The following is a 15,974-nucleotide window of genomic DNA, read 5'->3' as shown; positions in this document are numbered from 1 at the left end:
CTGGTGATACGTTACCCTTTTTTTACTAAAATCAATTGATTCACATGTGCTTTTCCCGTATGAAGCTTGCCTTCCTCACGGAACTGTTCTCCATAAAAGAAGTGCCGGACCTTGTGCCCACGGCTCCAATCAAGAAGATCTGCAGGATCATAAAGCATGTCCGTGTCCCGCGGGCCTCCTGTCCCATAGCTGATCTGCTCTTTAGAATACACTTCCATCATGATCATACCACCCGGCTTAACGGCCTTTAGCATTTTATCAAAGACTGTTTTTTGATCTTGGCCATGAAAATGGCCGAACACCATGACTGCTGCATCATACCGGGATGCTTTCACTTCATATTCCAGGAGATCTGCTTTACAAGTCTTTACCTTTACATCGTTTTTGTCTGCCAGCCTTTGTGTTTTGAGAAGTCCGCTTTCTGCATAATCCAATGCAGTGACCTCATGCCCTTCTTTTGCCAAAAAGACCGCATTGCGCCCTTCTCCCTCAGCAAAACAAACTATCTTCGACTGGTCCTTCAAAAGATGTGCCTTGCTCTTAATAAAGGCATTCGGTTCCTCACCATAGATATATTCCTCCGCACTAAAACGTTCATGCCACTGATTTCTCATTCTAGTCTCCCCCTTTGTTCAATCGAAAAATCATTATCCGTTCATCATGGTTCCGCTCGTAAGCATGTTCCAGATGTATCTCCTCCAACAAGACGAACTGGGTTTGATTTAATAGGAAATATAAATAATCATTGGAGGGATAATATAAAATTACATCAATTGTACGCGGATGTCTCTCACAGGATTGAATAATATTGTTCACTACTGTCATGAAAATTTGGACAGAAAACGGGTTGAAAAAGAAAAAAACATTATCATGCGGATGGATATGATAGTCCTGTGCAAGCATACATTGAAAATCAACAATCCCCCTTCGGCGTTTTACTTTTTGGCTGTAACTGATTTTATTTCGCAGCGCCTCTTCATATAAAGCAGGGTTCATCTCAATCCCCAAGGCAGATGCCTGAAAGTAGTAATTCACATAAAAAGGGACCCTCCCCTTCCCACAGCCCATATCTACAAGGCGGTCTCCTGCTTTTAATTGGTACTGATTAAACAACTGCTCCAGGGCTGGGTAGGGAGTCGGTTCATACGGGTGGTAGTGCGCTTGCGAAGGGGCTGCATCCCTCTCTCCGGTTGTCCTGATGGATAACAGCTTGTCGTATTTATAGTCAATCATCTGCCAGCCCCATTTCCTCCCGATATTTTACTATCATTTTACGCTAATAGGCATGAAAAAACCTCCGGAATGATTTCCATAAGCAGAAGAAAAACTGATTTGATTTTCGGGATCTTCCGTTTTACGGGGAGGGATAATGGCGAAAAGAAACATCTGACTAAAGCATCCCCCTTGCCCTTGACACGGTTGCCGCAATCGGAAGCTTAAAATAAAAACAGCTTCCCTTGCCCTCTTCGCTTGTTGTACCAATGGTACCGCCGTGATAATCAATAATTTCCTTGGAAATGGCCAGCCCCAGTCCCGATCCAATAGATGTGCCGTCAGGGGTTTCTCCTTTAAAAAACCGGTTGAAAACCAGATTTATATCTTTCTTGCTGATTCCAATTCCATTATCGGTTACTTTGATGACAACCTGGTGTTCCTCTTTCTCCACATCCAGTCGAATCATCCCTCCGTCCCCAATAAACTTTTGAGCATTGTTTAAAAAGTTGACCATTACCTGCTCGATCCGGTGTTTATCGATTAGAATAAACACATCTTCATCAGCAGCAAGTGAGTTTTTCAAACAGAAATGGATCCCCTGTTTTTCAATATCCACCTTGTGCTTATGATACAATTCCTGTACATATTCAAGGACATTGACTTTTTTTCTGTTAAATGTGATTTCTCTGTTCTCAATTTCAGTCATGTCATGCAAATCATTCAGCATTCTTGACAAATAAAGGCTCTGCTCATGGATCAGACGAATAAACTTCATATCACGTTGTATAACGCCGTCCAATATCCCTTTTGTATAGGCACGAATCGTTGTCAATGGAGCTGCTATTTCATGATAAATATTACGGATCCATTTACTCCTTGACTGATGTGCTTCTCTCAGTTTTTGATTGGCCAATTGAAGATCCGATATGGCCTGACGAAGTTCCATTGTCCTGTCACGGACTTGCCGCTCCAATGAAGCATTGAAACTGGCAAGCTCGCGCGATAGTCTTTCTGTGTGCCTGAAGGAGCTGGCGTAATGGCGCGATATAATGATCGACTGCACGAATAAAAAGCATGTCAATCCAACAGATGTTAGCTCTATCGATGTGATCCAATGATTATATAGCATAATGTCATTTACAATCGTCATGAAAAACAGCAGAATGGCCGTTATATTCAACAATGAACCTTCCCTTTTTTGGTACAGGGCTTTGACATCTACATAAATTAAATAAATAAACACGAGCAGAATTAATACCTGAAGGAACCTCATTGTACTGGTAAATACCATTGGCGGCGCAACAATAACCAAGAGGCTGTATGCCCCCATGACACAAATGATCATGTGTTTGGCTGTTTTGGCCATATCTTTCGGGAACATAGAATATGTATATAGTGCAAAAAACAAAACGCCCATAGAGGCTCCCAAATACTCCAGCTTTTGCTCCCAATCCCAATTTAAAAAGGGAAAAAGATAGGAGGCGAGCACCCCATCCAGCAGGGCTGCCCTGGCAGCTACAAGGAGACAGACCATGCTGAAAAAAATTAAGGATACCTCTTTTTTTCGTAAAACAAACAAAATGATATGATACAATCCCATCACTAGCAGGCTCATCACAATCATTGCGCGAAAAAGCAAGTTTTTCTCCCTGTATTCGGCAACTGCTTCAGGCTCTCCTAACAAAACAGGATTATAGATGCCTGACTTTCTTTGATGAAAATTGGCAACTTGCATAACCAATTCCATTTTCTCGTCACTCACTTCAAAGTAGATCAGTTTGCGGGAATTACTGGGCTCTGTTGTAGACTTGCCAGTCCCCACTTTCCCATTCTCCGCTTCCGCTTTTCCTGCGATCCAAATTTTATAGGACGAAGCCCCCCCTTGTATGAACAGAGCCTTGGCCGTCCCTATCTCCTGTTCATCAAATGATAAGTGGATTCGGTAGGTAGCATAGCCTTGCTTGGAAACTTCTCCTCCAGCTGCCTCATACATTCTCCAAGTTCCCGGTACTTTTACAAATTCCGGAGAAGAAAGATGACTGTTTTTAAAGTCTTCCGGATCAAGAAGTGCCTTCCAATAGAATTCCCACTCTCCATTTAACTTTTCAAAACCTGTATCCGGGAAACCGTTGTAAGTGTATATTCCATCCTGAACAGGTGTATGCGTTTCATTTATAGAGCACGAGGCTAAAAAAAGGGAAACAGTAATAAATACCAACATCTGTACTCTTTTCATTTCGGACACCCTTGCCGCTCAAACTTTAGTCCTAATATAACACGATTATGCAAGGAAAAATGTCATTTTTTTCAGAAATCGTTCGACATTGTCCGTAACAAACTGACTATATACAACCAAATTGCTATAATACTAGGGATAAGTTATAACCACCAGTTCTGCTGCCTTGATGAACGGTATGCAGTTCTCCGGACCCGCATCCTTGTGATTATACAGAAGGGTATACTTTCTATTCTTGAAAGATAGAATTTGTGGGGGGTTTTCTATGAATAGAATCCATATATTAATCATTGAAGATGAACAGCCGCTCATTGACATTTTACGCCTTTATTTGGAAAAGGAAGGGTTCAGGGTACATTCATCAAACAGTGCTTTAGAAGGTTTGCGTTTAATTGATCAAATGACACCTGATATCCTGCTTCTGGATATTCATCTCCCTGACCAAAGCGGTTTTGAAATTGCCCGTACATTTCGTAAACGATCCGATGGCATTCTCATATTCATCAGTGGTGAAAAGTCCAAATCCACTGTTCTGGAGGGGTTTGAAATCGGCTGCGATGATTATATTATTAAGCCATTTGACCCTGGGGAACTGATTGCAAGAATTAAGGCCAACATAAGAAGAAGCAATCTGGCAGAATCCAATATATTGAGGCTGGGGGATTTGAGAATAAATCTTGTCGATAAAACCGTCCATAAAAAAGACGAAGAAATCAACCTCTTTACAAAAGAAAAGAGGCTGCTGTTTTATCTGGCTCAGCACCCGAACCAAGTTTTTAGTACTGAACAGCTGTACGATTATATTTGGGGAATGGATTCGACTGCGGATGTAAAAACGGTCCTCGTCCATTTAAGTACGTTAAGAAAAAAGATTGAAGATAACCCACAACAGCCAAAATATATTCAAACAGAAAGAGGATTTGGCTATAAGTTCTCAACTTCGGGCAAATAAAAACCTTTTATTTTCCCAACATTACTATTCATATTTTATGATATCCTGACTGCCAAACTTCCACATTGGAAAAGCAGCAGTATTTTTTTGAGCATTTTTTATAAAATTTTCCCAATATTTTATTTTTTTAACCTATTTTTAACTTTTGTCCGGTAAACTAATGCTACTAAGAGATACATAAGGAGGGGCCCCCTTGAAAGCAGCATTAGACAAAGAGTGGGTGGAGTTAATCATGCTCGCGAAACAATTGGGGTTGACAAAGGAAGAGATTAGGGAGTTTTTATGTAAAGAAAAGAAAAAGGTTGTTGGGTGAAGGGTTAGGTACAATACTAATCCTTCACCCCATTAATTTTTGCAGGGCTGCCTGATACCGTGTAAAGTCATTTTCCGAAAACAGCATCATGGCTACAGTTCCAAATGACTCCTCCCTGAGGAATTCCACGATCGCCTGAAGTGCCGTGCCGGCAGCAAGCTCAACCGGATAACCGTATACCCCTGTTGAAATGGATGGGAAAGTGATACTCTTTATTCCGTTATTTTCGGCGAGCTGCAACGAATGGCGGTAACAGTCCTGCAGCAAAAGGGGCTCCCCCTTTATACCACCGTACCAGACCGGGCCGACCGTATGGATCACAAATTTCGCAGGCAGCTGGTAGCCTTGTGTGATCACTGCCTTCCCTGTTGGGAGAAGCTCTCCATTCAACTGTTCCTTTCGAACTTTTTTACATTCTTCCAGCAGCCCGGGACCGGCCGCGCGATGAATGGCCCCGTCTACGCCGCCGCCTCCCATCAAACTTCCGTTGGCTGCATTTACAATGGCATCCGCCGTATCTTGTGTAATATCCCCGACCTTGAGTTCAAGAAAATTTCCGTTGATTTGTACCCTCATTACGATACCACCTCCCTTTCAAAATTACGATATACTTTAAACCAACTCCTTCATCACCAGCTGAGGAGAAATGAAGGTATATCATACGTAATAAAAAAGCTTCTCGCTGCGATGAATCGGATCATCCGTTAGAAGCTTTTATACATTTTTTTGGGGAAAATCAGGCTGTGATCTCACCTTCTGTCCATTCTTTCAGCCACTGTGCCATATGATCTTTTGCTTTAGGGTGTATCGGCTTTCCAATGGACTGCAAATAATCTTTCTTGAAATTTAAAACAGAGATGGAATTCAACTGCTCTTTTAGACCGTGATCCATATTTTCTACTACCAAACAGGTGGTTTTTCCTTTTGCGTAGTATGTAATTCTTTGCAGTAATTCCGGATTCGCCTGAAAGTCCTTGGACCCATTGAGCGCCAACACCGGACAGGTAATCTTTTTCAGACCTTCTGCAATATTGTATTCAAAGTGCTCACGAAAATATTTAGCAGGCATTTTGACAAAGACGGCAGCCTTAATGACCTCCTTTTTCGTCGAAGCCATTTTACCAAATAGCTTTTGTGCTTTTTTCTCATTTTTCTCCGGAACACGAAGGGTTCGGAAGACAAAACCTTTCAGCCCTTTAGCTTCTTTCATTTCCTTATAAAGCTGTTCTCTTTGAAACTCGAGCTGCTCTCGAATCCCTCCGCCGCCCCCGGACAAGAAAATCAAGCCATTGACTGCCCTTTTTTCATTTAAGGCCGTTCCCACAATACACCCTTCGCTGTGGCCGGCTACAATAATACGGTCAGGATCCACATGTGGATGAGAAGCAAGAAAATTAACGGCTGCTTCGGCATCCGCTGCAGCATCCCACAAGCCCGCCCGAAGCGGGTCGCCACCGCTTTCACCCACACCCCGTTTGTCATACCGGAGAGTCGCAAATCCCAATGAAGTAAAGTACTCTGCCAGTTCCTTATATACATTAAACTGAAACTTTCCTTTTACAGCGTTCCCATCCCGGTTGATGCTGCCTGACCCCGGCAATATTAATATGGCGGAAAATTTCTCACCTCCTGTTGACGGCAATGCCAGCGTTCCTTTTAATTCAACATCACTATTAAATTCAACCTGCAGCTGTTTCATCATCCTTTGCACCCCTTTATTTGTTTTCTGCCGTGATAATGGTTGACATGGTACGCCTGCGCCTACCTGCTCCTTCTTTGTTGCCCATAAGCTTTCCTAACTCCTTGCCTAATACTTCAAGAAAATCATCATATTCTTCATCTGATGCATAAAAGGAAACTTGCCGGTAGCCAGCCCCGTCCTCCTGCATATTAAAACTCTCCTGGCTTACATACCGTTCAAAATCTGCCAAAATAACGGAAATAAATTTCATAAAGGCATCGATATGGTCTTCAGCGTTCCACTCTTCAACATCTTTAGCAGAAATCACCGCAGCCTGATCATGTAAAGCATAGACTTTTTCAACTGCTCCCCTTATCGGATTTTCTTGTACAACTTCAACAATATTTGCTTCCAACAGTTTTTTTAGATGGCGATACAGAGTTGCCTGAGGTACATCAGAGAGATTTCCGCTAATTTGCCGGGCAGTTAACGTTTTTCCGCTTAGCAAGGTCTGTATAATACGCATTCTTACCGGATGCAATATAAAATCTGCTTTGGATTGCTTCATAACATTTCCTTTCCAATATTATCATTATCAATAATGAAAACATTTAAAGTCAAATACCTTTATCTCTTTTGATAATAATTTACTGAAATCATCTTGTCAATCATTTATTTGAAAATAACCTAAATAGTAACGCGGGAAATTTCTTAGAGGGAATACGTTTTAACCGAAACCGGCAGAGCTTAAAAATCGCTGCAGCCACTGGTTTATAGGGAGAAAAAGGGGAAATGATGTGATAAACCGGCGGGAAAGCCACTTTTTTCATTGTAATTTATGCGGATCACGAAGAAATGCCAGTCAATGTACAATCAATCCCATTAACTAAGTGAACAGCTTGGATGTTCTGCCCGTGCGGTAGCTGACCAGAGGTCCCTGCCTGCTATGTGCCATTCCGATAATGTTCTCTTGAACGCCTGCATCCCGGGTACATGGCCATTCAAACTAGAAGCGTTAAGTGCTATTCATGATCAAGGAAGAGAGCGATAACAGGCGGGGGCTGCCTTACTGCTGCAAAGGTCATGATGGGAAGCTGAATGAGGAATGAGATCACATGGAATCTGGCGAAGGCCATCCCTGCCATTGAATACACCAATGGTTCAAACCGTCAGAGACCGAATGACACCTGAGCAGCTTACTGCAAATGATGCAGAGAACCAGCATGAAATTCCATTAGGGGAAAATTACGGGGACCCTGATAAAGATGCGGTCCGATCATGAGATATGTTGCAAGCAAAGAATCTCGTTTTGTCACGGTTTTATTATTTTCGTGGGATGGCGGACAGGCAGCGGTAAGAATCAGTCAATCGGTTGTTTTTTTTATTTGGAGACTTGCATTTTGTGCCTTTATTTATTAAAAAACCAGCGGCTTTCAGGTCTTTCACGCGGTGTTAAGTTCATAATGAAGTACCCAATGATTAAAATAAGGATCACCAGCGAATAAAACAATGTGTTGAGCGGATGATCATGATCAACGATAATCAGCCGGATCATGGCGGTAATTCCGATGTACAGGAAATACCTGAGGGGAAAATGGTAATCTTCCTTAAAATACTTCACAATCATTGTAATAAACTCAAAATATAAAAAGAAGAGCAGGATGTTTGCCAAGAACAGTTGATGATCAAGTGATTTTGCTTCAAAAAGCATTTTTCCAAAAATGATCAGTTCCTGAACAAGTAATGTGGATAAGATAATCGCCAGGAAAACGAGAGAAAGATTGAGAACCATTTGAAGCACTCTTGGAACCAGTTGCACCAACGTCATATCTTTTCTATGCCTAACCATATGCGCCTCCTTTTCAGATGTACTTATATTGTAATGGATGGCTCCTATAAAAATTCGCATGAAAATGATCAATTATATGACAAAGCACAGACTGCTTTGAGAAGCGTTGATACCATTTATAACCTGGGAAGTAAGTAATTCACGAGACGTGAGTGGATGACTATAAAGGAATGAGATCGATGATAGGTAAGGAAGGGAGATGATGGCAATCGTTATAAGAGAGTGGGAAGCTGTTATAAAAGAGGATCAGCCGTTTTAGGAGATAACGGTCTCCTGTCCGGATGAATGAATCACCGCGTTTCCGGTTTCACACCAAAAATCCCTCCGGCAACAGCTGCCGAAGGGGTTCCTTTAGTTGATCAAGGATTGGAGCGGTGCAGGAATGCGCCCGCCGCGGCGGATCAGTTTTTCAGAGCTGAAGGCGTTGACCCCCATTACCGGCGCTCGCCCAAGCAGTCCGCCGAATTCAACGATATCTCCTTCTTTTTTTCCTGGAACCGGAATCACACGGACAGCCGTCGTCTTTTTGTTGATCATGCCGATGGCCGCTTCATCCGCTATGATGGCCGCCAGGGTTTCCGCAGATGCCTCCCCTGACAAGGCAATCATATCAAGACCTACCGAGCAGACGCAGGTCATGGCTTCGAGTTTTGAGAAGGTAAGCGCGCCATCCATAATTCCACGGATCATGCCCTCATCTTCACTCACAGGAATAAATGCTCCGCTCAGGCCGCCTACATAGGAGCTCGCCATAGCGCCGCCTTTTTTCACTGCATCATTCATTAAAGCAAGAGCTGCAATCGTGCCATGCGTTCCAACGCGCTCCAGGCCGATTTCTTCTAAAATTTCTGCAACGCTGTCGTTTGTAGCATTTGTCGGAGCCAAGGAGAGGTCCATGATTCCAAATGGAACACCTAAGCGCTCGGCTACAACCCGTCCGATCAGTTCGCCGGCACGTGTAATTTTAAAGACTGTCTTCTTAATGACATCGGCTACCTGCCCAAGATCAGCATCCGGATGGCGCCTTAAAGCATTCAAAACGACGCCAGGCCCGCTGACACCCACGTTCAGAACAGCTTCACCCTCACCCGTTCCATGAAAAGCACCTGCCATAAATGGATTGTCTTCCACAGGATTGCTGAATACGACAAGCTTCGCGCAACCCAGTCCGTCCTGATCCTTCGTTCTTTCAGCAGTTTCTTTAATAATCTCCCCCATCAGGCGGACTGCATCCATATTGATCCCTGTTCTAGTCGTAGCCACAGAAATGGATGAGCAGACCCGCTCTGTCACGCTCAGCGCCTCAGGAAGAGCATCCAACAGCGTTTGTTCGCCTTTTGTAATACCTTTATGAACCAGGGCGGAATATCCGCCGATAAAGTCAACACCCAGTGTTTTTGCGGCCCGATCCAGCGTTTTAGCCAGTTCAACCGCCTGCTCTTTTGTGGCATTTCCCAAAATTTCTGCAACCGGCGTTACAGATATCCGCTTGTTTACAATTGGGATGCCGTATTCCTTTTCCACTTCCTCTGCTGCAGTTTTTAAATTCCCGGCATAGGAGGTAATTTTTTCATACACACGCTTGTTCATCTTTTCGAAATCAGAATCGGCACAGTCGGATAGGCTAATCCCCATGGTAACCGTACGGATGTCCAAATTTTCCATCTGCACCATCCTGATTGTTTCCATCATTTCAGTTAATTCTATATTCATGTCCAAATCCCCTTTTATATCCGGTGCATGGATTGAAATATTTCTTCCCGCTGAATGTTAATTTTCTGGCCTATTTTCTCCCCGAGCTCATCAAACTGCTTTTGCAGTGAATCGAGATTCTCAATTTCAGTGATATCGACCACCATCATCATGGTGAAAAATTCCTGCAAAATTGTTTGGCTGATATCCAGCACATTTACCTGGTTTTCAGCAAGCACTTGCGTGACACTTGCTATAATACCAACCTGGTCTTTTCCCACTACGCTAACTACCGCCCGTCTCTTTTCCATTTACCTGTCACCTCTCTAATTTACATACAAAAAAAGATTGGATCTGCTCCAATCTCAAGAATAGTAGAATAACAAACAATGGTTGTCAGTTACTCTTCTGTCCTTTTGCCTGAGATTGTGAATCCTTCGGCGCCGCATACATGCAGTCTCTCCAGAAGCTGCTCCTGTTATAGTGTGACCCATAACCCTCATCGCTTATTTTTTTATGCTACGTTATTTTACCAACACAAACAGCATGAGGTCAATAGTATGTGACAAGCCTTTATTTACCACTCTCAAAACTTTCTATGGATACGCCCCTATTTCTTTCACGATTGTCAATGAGGAGCTTTCTGCCACATCTTTGAACTTTAACTCCCCGGTATCAGCCAATATATTATTTGTACCTGTCAACGACCGCTTTTCTATTTGTCAATCCGTTATTGGGCTTCCTATTAAGCAACAAGAGATTGTTAGAATTATGTAATGAAAATAGAGCCATTCTGAAATAATCCTGTCATATTAAATTGGTAAACTTATCCTTAACTAAATAGACAAAAGGAGCCTCTACATTGAAAAAACTCATCATATCTGCCATTACCGTTACTCTATTAATCTTTGGATTTGCTGGAGCATCTTCTGCTGCCAGTACGACTTATAAAGTTCAAAAAGGCGATACACTCTATAAAATTGCAACAAAACATAAAGTAACAGTGAATCAAATTAAAAGCTGGAACGGATTAAAAAGCAATTTGATTAAGCCCAACCAAGTCTTAAAGGTAACAAAGCCTGCAGCGAAGAATGCAACGAAGAATGCCGTGAAAAAAACACCGGCAAAAAAGGCTCCAGCCAAGAAAAAAGCCTCATATAAAACGATGACCGTCAAGGCTACTGCCTATACAGCCGACTGCAAGGGATGCAGCGGTATCACCGCAACAGGTATTAACTTAAAGAAGAACCGTAATGCTAAGGTCATTTCTGTGGATCCAAAACAAATTCCGCTTGGATCAAAAGTATATGTAGAGGGATATGGTATGGCCATTGCGGGCGATACAGGCGGAGCGATTAAGAAAAATCGAATCGATTTACACATGCCTACAAAAAAGAAAGCCCTCAATTGGGGCGTCCGAACGGTAAAAATTAAGGTCTATCAATAAATGGGCCCGGGTGATCCCAAGCCTTTGATCCATAAATCAGGTAAAGAAAAATTTCTTCACCTGATTTATTTTCGACAAGTTTCACTAATATTTCCCGGGTAAAGACAGCAAACCTTCATTACTTAGGATACTTATTGACAACGTTAATTCCGCCAGATGCAGAAATGACGCTCCCTGTAATCAAGTCAGAATCTGTATCACAAAGAAAGGAAATCAACCTTGCTATATCCTCACCAGTACCCGAACGGCCAATGGGAGTTTCTTCGTCTTTTACTTCTCTTGCTTGATGAATGCCCGCTTCCTTCATTGCCCCTACGATATCTCCGGGGCAGACCATATTAGCCGTAATGCCATGTTCTGCTTCTTCCAAAGCAATCGTTCTTGTCAAAGAAACAAGCCCTACTTTGGCGGCGCTGAAACCGGAACGATATTTCCAGCCTGGCGAATGCTCAGCGTCCTGAAATCCATAGGTGATAATCCTTCCAAACTTCTGTTTCCTCATCACCGGAATCGTATGCTTCAAGAAATGGTAGACTGCATTTAAATTACCGTCTATCATCTCGTACCATTCGTCATCATCGTAATCCATTAATTTTTTTCGCTCAAAAATATAAGGACCTGCATTATTAATCAAATAATCTATTCTTCCGAATCTTTCAACGGCCTGACTCACCATGTTCACAATATCTTTTTTCTTAGTTACATCACCCTGGACAAACTGCAGTTGTTCCCTATAAGGTCCCCACTCTTTTAACAGCTCTTGCACCCGTTCTTGATCTGTATGATAGTTCACTGTAACCGAACAGCCTCGTTGCAGGAATGCCTCTGTTACTTTTTTTCCGATACCCTTTGATCCTGCCGTGATTAATGCATGTCTCCTCATCTCATTTATCACCCTTTCACGCATTCCACTGCTATCGATTGATCAGGGATAAAAACTCCATGCGAGTATCTGACCTCTCCTCATACACCCCTCTGACAGCCGTTGTGGTCGTTGAAGAGCTGGATTTTTTGATTCCTCTTCCGCACATGCACATATGTTTTGCCTCGACGACAACCATTGTTCCCTGTGGTTCCAATACCCCTTCAATGGCGTCAGCAATTTCATTCGTCAGCCTTTCCTGTACTTGAAATCGCTTGGCATACCCTTCCACCATCCGTCCAATTTTCGATAAACCAGTTATTTTGGTCCCCGGCAAATACCCTACATGAGCAACACCAAAAAATGGGGCAAAATGATGTTCACACATGGAATAAAATTCGATATCCTTTACCAAAACCAGCTCTTTGTGCTGAACGTGAAAAGTTTTTTCCAAATGTTCAGCAGGGTTTTCCTTATATCCTTCTGTATACTCCAGGAATGCTTTTAACACCCGGTAAGGTGTCTCTTCCAATCCTTCACGGTCCGGATGATCCCCGCAAATCTCTATTAAATGCCTGATTCCCTCCATAAAGTACTCAGACTTTTCAATTTTATCTTCTATATCCACCGAATCAGCAAAAAGATCCGGAAGCTTTTCGGAAATTAATTTCATATCCGTAATCATTTAAATAACCTCCTTTTTGGTACAATTCTAATTATATATTAACAGACAGAATGGATGCTTGCGAAGGCTTCCTACCTTTACTGACAAAGAATGCATAATCAAAAGCCGCTCCTTACCGGAAGAACTACCGGATAGAGCGGCCTTCCTAGCGCTTGAGCTGCAACGCTGCCAAGCTCCCAAACTGATGTACAATCGTTGCGGCCAAAAGAGCTGTAATCTCGGTTGGATCATAAGTTGGTAACACTTCAACCAGATCAAACCCGATAAAATTCATGCCGGTTAACGACCGGACCAGCTTAATAGTTTCATAGCTGCTGAATCCACCGATTTCAGGGGTTCCCGTTCCAGGAGCAAATGCGGGATCCACAAAATCAATATCAAATGTCAAGAAACAAGGAGTTTGTCCCACCACTCTTTTCACCTGTTTAACGACATCCTGAATCCCCCGCTCAAATAGCTCCTCTTGCGTAATCACCTGATAGCCCAGCTCCAGACTTGAATCAATATCCCATCCACGCATGCCAATTTGAAATACCTTATCCGGTTGCAGCAGCCCTTCTTCATGTGCACGGATGAAGGGAGAGCCGTGCCAATACTTTTCTTCCATATATGTATCCCATGTATCTGTATGAGAATCAAACTGCAGCAGTGCCACAGGGCCATACACTTTTGCGGCTGCCCGTAAACTTGCCAATGTAATCGAGTGGTCTCCTCCCAACCCTATCGGGATGATATTGTTCTTCATGAGATCCAGCATGGCTTTCTCCATGATCTCATAACTTTTATGAATGTTTTGAGTGATCACATGTAAATCCCCTATATCGATTGCCTGTGTTTCTTCAAAAGGAGATATATTCAGGACATGGTTATGAGGTGACAAAGTAACGGATGCCTGTCTGATGGATTGAGGGCCGAATCTGGCCCCCGCCCGGTAGGAAGCCGCAGTATCAAAAGGCATCCCCAAAACAGCTAATTTTGCATTTTCTCTTTCGGAAGGCAGTCTCATAAAAGTGCCTGTTGCGCAAAAGTCCGGGGTAAAATGCTCAAATGGATTTGACATGATTTCTCCTCCTTTAATATAAAAAAAGAGCTGTCCCGCCTATACTGGGACAGCCTTCCTTGGCTATACCATCACTTTGCATATATCATTCGTAAATTCGATTGGATCTTCAATCGGCAATCCTTCAATCAGCAGGGCCTGATGATACAAAAGATTTGTGTATAGGCCGGCTTTTTCTTTATCCTGTTCAAAAGCATCCTTTAATGATTGAAAGACTTCGTGGTCAGGATTAACTTCAAGAATTTTATCTGCTTTCACTTCCTGATTATTTGGCATGGCACTGAGGATTTTTTCCATCTCAATAGAAACTTCTCCATCTGCAGTCAAACAAACCGGATAGTTTTTGAGGCGAGTGGAAATTTTGACATCCTTTACTTTTCCCGAAAGAGTTTCTTTCATATAGCTCAGCAGTTCCTTGTTTTCCTTCTCCTCTTCTTCGGTCTTCTTTTTGCTGTCCTCGTCTATTCCCAGGTCGCCGCTTGCCACTGACTTAAATTCTTTTTCCTTATAGACCCTCAGCATTTTAATTGCAAATTCATCCACATCTTCTGTGAAATATAAAATCTCATACCCTTTATCGGCTACAAGTTCTGTCTGAGGCATACGGGCGATTCGGTCATTTGACTCACCGGTTGCATAATAAATATATTTTTGGTCCTCCGGCATTCTGGATACATATTCATCCAGGGTAACCAGTTTCTCTTCTTTTGAAGAGTAGAATAAGAGCAAGTCCTGTAAAACTTCTTTATCCTGGCCAAAATGATCATACACACCAAATTTCAGCTGACGGCCAAAAGTCTTGTAAAACAATTCGTATTTCTCTCTGTCATTCTTTAAAAAGGTTTCCAGTTCCCGCTTAATCTTATTTTGAATATTTTTGGCGATGAACTTTAGCTGCCGGTCCTGCTGAAGCATTTCCCTGGATATATTCAGGGAGAGATCTTCAGAATCCACCATCCCTTTGACAAAGCTGAAATAATCTGGCAGCAGGTCTGCACATTTTTCCATGATCAATACTCCATTGGAATACAATTCCAAGCCTTTTTCATATTCCTTGGAATAATAGTCGAATGGGATGTTTTCAGGGATAAACAAAATTGAATGATATCTGACGGTTCCATCGACCTTGATATGGATATGTTTGAGGGGCTTGTCAAAGCCGTAATGCTTCTCCTGATAAAATTTTACGTAATCTTCATCAGTCAATTCATTTTTGTTTTTCCTCCAAATGGGAACCATACTATTAATGATCTGCTCTTCTTTATACTCTTCAAATTCATCGTCGCTTCCTTCTTTCAACCTTCTTTCAGTGACTTCCATTTTGATCGGATAGCGAATGAAATCGGAATGCTTCTTTATGATAGAATGCAAACGATACTCTTCCAGATACTCATCATAGCTTTCCTCTTCGGCGTTTTCTTTAATTTTCAATATAATTTCGGTTCCGACTGTTTCTTTTTCAAACGGCTCAATGGTGAATCCGTCCGCACCGCTGGATTCCCATTTATAGGCCTGGCTGCTTCCGAACGCCTTTGTTAACACTGTGACCTTATCCGCCACCATGAAGGCAGAATAGAAGCCCACACCAAATTGGCCGATAATATCATGTCCATCCTTCATTTCATTTTTAGTTTTAAATACTAAAGAACCACTTTTTGCAATGACGCCAAGGTTACTTTTGAGCTCTTCCTCTGTCATGCCAATCCCCGTGTCAATAACTTTTAATAGGCGGTTCTCTTTGTCCGCTTCGATCCTAATATAGTAATCCTCACGGTTGAATGTCAGTGATTCATCCGTAAGAGCTTTGTAATACATCTTGTCGATCGCATCGCTTGCATTGGAAATCAGCTCTCTTAAAAAGATTTCGCGATTGGAATAGATAGAATTGATCATTAGATCAAGCAATCTTTTGGATTCTGCTTGAAATGGTTGCTTTGCCATTTGAAAGTCCCCTTTCCTCAGCATCATTTGGCACTCTGCCT

The 15,974-nt window shown here is 42.4% G+C and carries 17 protein-coding genes and 1 riboswitch; of the genes, 4 read left to right on the top strand and 13 right to left on the bottom strand.

Annotated features, from left to right (window positions below):
* Positions 1 to 11 precede the first annotated feature (11 nt).
* The 3 genes from ACFSCZ_RS00260 to ACFSCZ_RS00250 form a co-directional block, all read right to left on the bottom strand.
* Positions 12 to 614, bottom strand: coding sequence for a class I SAM-dependent methyltransferase (locus ACFSCZ_RS00260; RefSeq protein ID WP_380771409.1), 603 nt, complete (start codon positions 612 to 614; stop codon positions 12 to 14).
* A 1-nt stretch (position 615) separates the two neighbouring features.
* Positions 616 to 1,233 carry a class I SAM-dependent methyltransferase gene (locus tag ACFSCZ_RS00255; RefSeq protein WP_380771407.1) on the bottom strand — a complete coding sequence of 206 codons (618 nt, stop codon included), beginning with the start codon at positions 1,231 to 1,233 and terminating at the stop codon, positions 616 to 618.
* Between the two features lie 157 nt (positions 1,234 to 1,390).
* Positions 1,391 to 3,451 carry a 7TM diverse intracellular signaling domain-containing protein gene (locus ACFSCZ_RS00250; protein WP_380771405.1) on the bottom strand — a complete coding sequence of 687 codons (2,061 nt, stop codon included), beginning with the start codon at positions 3,449 to 3,451 and terminating at the stop codon, positions 1,391 to 1,393.
* Between the two features lie 265 nt (positions 3,452 to 3,716).
* Here ACFSCZ_RS00250 and ACFSCZ_RS00245 point away from each other — a divergent pair, with 265 nt between their 5' ends.
* Positions 3,717 to 4,403 (top strand): response regulator transcription factor, encoded by a 687-nt coding sequence (locus tag ACFSCZ_RS00245; protein ID WP_380771403.1) that lies wholly within the window; start codon positions 3,717 to 3,719, stop codon positions 4,401 to 4,403.
* 193 nt (positions 4,404 to 4,596) lie between these two features.
* On the top strand, positions 4,597 to 4,716 hold the full coding sequence (locus ACFSCZ_RS00240; RefSeq protein ID WP_380771402.1) for an anti-repressor SinI family protein: 120 nt from the start codon (positions 4,597 to 4,599) through the stop codon (positions 4,714 to 4,716).
* Positions 4,717 to 4,740: 24 nt separating this feature from the next.
* Here the strand turns inward: ACFSCZ_RS00240 and ACFSCZ_RS00235 are convergent, their stop codons facing one another.
* From ACFSCZ_RS00235 to ACFSCZ_RS00225, 3 genes are all read right to left on the bottom strand, one after another.
* Entirely contained in the window at positions 4,741 to 5,292 is a 552-nt protein-coding gene (locus tag ACFSCZ_RS00235) for an O-acetyl-ADP-ribose deacetylase (protein ID WP_380771400.1), read from the bottom strand.
* Between the two features lie 160 nt (positions 5,293 to 5,452).
* Complete coding sequence (locus tag ACFSCZ_RS00230) at positions 5,453 to 6,418, bottom strand: alpha/beta hydrolase (RefSeq protein WP_380771399.1); 966 nt, start codon at positions 6,416 to 6,418, stop codon at positions 5,453 to 5,455.
* Between the two features lie 13 nt (positions 6,419 to 6,431).
* Complete coding sequence (locus tag ACFSCZ_RS00225; protein ID WP_380771396.1) at positions 6,432 to 6,965, bottom strand: helix-turn-helix domain-containing protein; 534 nt, start codon at positions 6,963 to 6,965, stop codon at positions 6,432 to 6,434.
* A 537-nt stretch (positions 6,966 to 7,502) separates the two neighbouring features.
* On the opposite strand from ACFSCZ_RS00225, the gene ACFSCZ_RS00220 reads away from it, so the two are divergent.
* Positions 7,503 to 7,679, top strand: a complete 177-nt coding sequence (locus ACFSCZ_RS00220) for a hypothetical protein (RefSeq protein ID WP_380771392.1) — start codon at positions 7,503 to 7,505, stop codon at positions 7,677 to 7,679.
* Positions 7,680 to 7,805: 126 nt separating this feature from the next.
* On the opposite strand, the gene psiE is transcribed toward ACFSCZ_RS00220, so the two are convergent.
* From psiE to ACFSCZ_RS00205, 3 genes are all read right to left on the bottom strand, one after another.
* Entirely contained in the window at positions 7,806 to 8,246 is a 441-nt protein-coding gene (gene psiE, locus ACFSCZ_RS00215; protein ID WP_380771390.1) for a phosphate-starvation-inducible protein PsiE, read from the bottom strand.
* A gap of 351 nt (positions 8,247 to 8,597) precedes the next feature.
* Positions 8,598 to 9,959: a PFL family protein gene (locus tag ACFSCZ_RS00210; RefSeq protein ID WP_380771388.1), complete on the bottom strand. Its 1,362-nt coding sequence runs from the start codon at positions 9,957 to 9,959 to the stop codon at positions 8,598 to 8,600.
* 14 nt (positions 9,960 to 9,973) lie between these two features.
* Positions 9,974 to 10,249: an ACT domain-containing protein gene (locus ACFSCZ_RS00205; protein WP_380771386.1), complete on the bottom strand. Its 276-nt coding sequence runs from the start codon at positions 10,247 to 10,249 to the stop codon at positions 9,974 to 9,976.
* 87 nt (positions 10,250 to 10,336) lie between these two features.
* Positions 10,337 to 10,414, bottom strand: a riboswitch (glycine riboswitch).
* Between the two features lie 386 nt (positions 10,415 to 10,800).
* On the opposite strand from ACFSCZ_RS00205, the gene ACFSCZ_RS00200 reads away from it, so the two are divergent.
* Positions 10,801 to 11,385, top strand: coding sequence for a 3D domain-containing protein (locus ACFSCZ_RS00200; protein WP_380771384.1), 585 nt, complete (start codon positions 10,801 to 10,803; stop codon positions 11,383 to 11,385).
* Positions 11,386 to 11,503: 118 nt separating this feature from the next.
* Here ACFSCZ_RS00200 and ACFSCZ_RS00195 read toward each other — a convergent pair whose 3' ends face one another.
* The 4 genes from ACFSCZ_RS00195 to htpG all read right to left on the bottom strand — a co-directional run bounded on the left by ACFSCZ_RS00195 (position 11,504) and on the right by htpG (position 15,933).
* Positions 11,504 to 12,268, bottom strand: coding sequence for an SDR family oxidoreductase (locus ACFSCZ_RS00195; protein WP_380771382.1), 765 nt, complete (start codon positions 12,266 to 12,268; stop codon positions 11,504 to 11,506).
* Positions 12,269 to 12,299: 31 nt separating this feature from the next.
* Positions 12,300 to 12,932 carry a GTP cyclohydrolase I FolE gene (folE, locus tag ACFSCZ_RS00190; protein ID WP_380771379.1) on the bottom strand — a complete coding sequence of 211 codons (633 nt, stop codon included), beginning with the start codon at positions 12,930 to 12,932 and terminating at the stop codon, positions 12,300 to 12,302.
* Between the two features lie 145 nt (positions 12,933 to 13,077).
* On the bottom strand, positions 13,078 to 13,992 hold the full coding sequence (speB, locus tag ACFSCZ_RS00185; protein WP_380771377.1) for an agmatinase: 915 nt from the start codon (positions 13,990 to 13,992) through the stop codon (positions 13,078 to 13,080).
* Between the two features lie 63 nt (positions 13,993 to 14,055).
* Positions 14,056 to 15,933 (bottom strand): molecular chaperone HtpG, encoded by a 1,878-nt coding sequence (gene htpG, locus ACFSCZ_RS00180; RefSeq protein ID WP_380771375.1) that lies wholly within the window; start codon positions 15,931 to 15,933, stop codon positions 14,056 to 14,058.
* Positions 15,934 to 15,974 lie beyond the last annotated feature (41 nt).

This window comes from Siminovitchia sediminis (assembly GCF_042680885.1).
Lineage (GTDB): Bacteria > Bacillota > Bacilli > Bacillales > Bacillaceae_C > Siminovitchia > Siminovitchia sediminis.
This window is presented reverse-complemented; position numbering and strand designations above follow the sequence as displayed.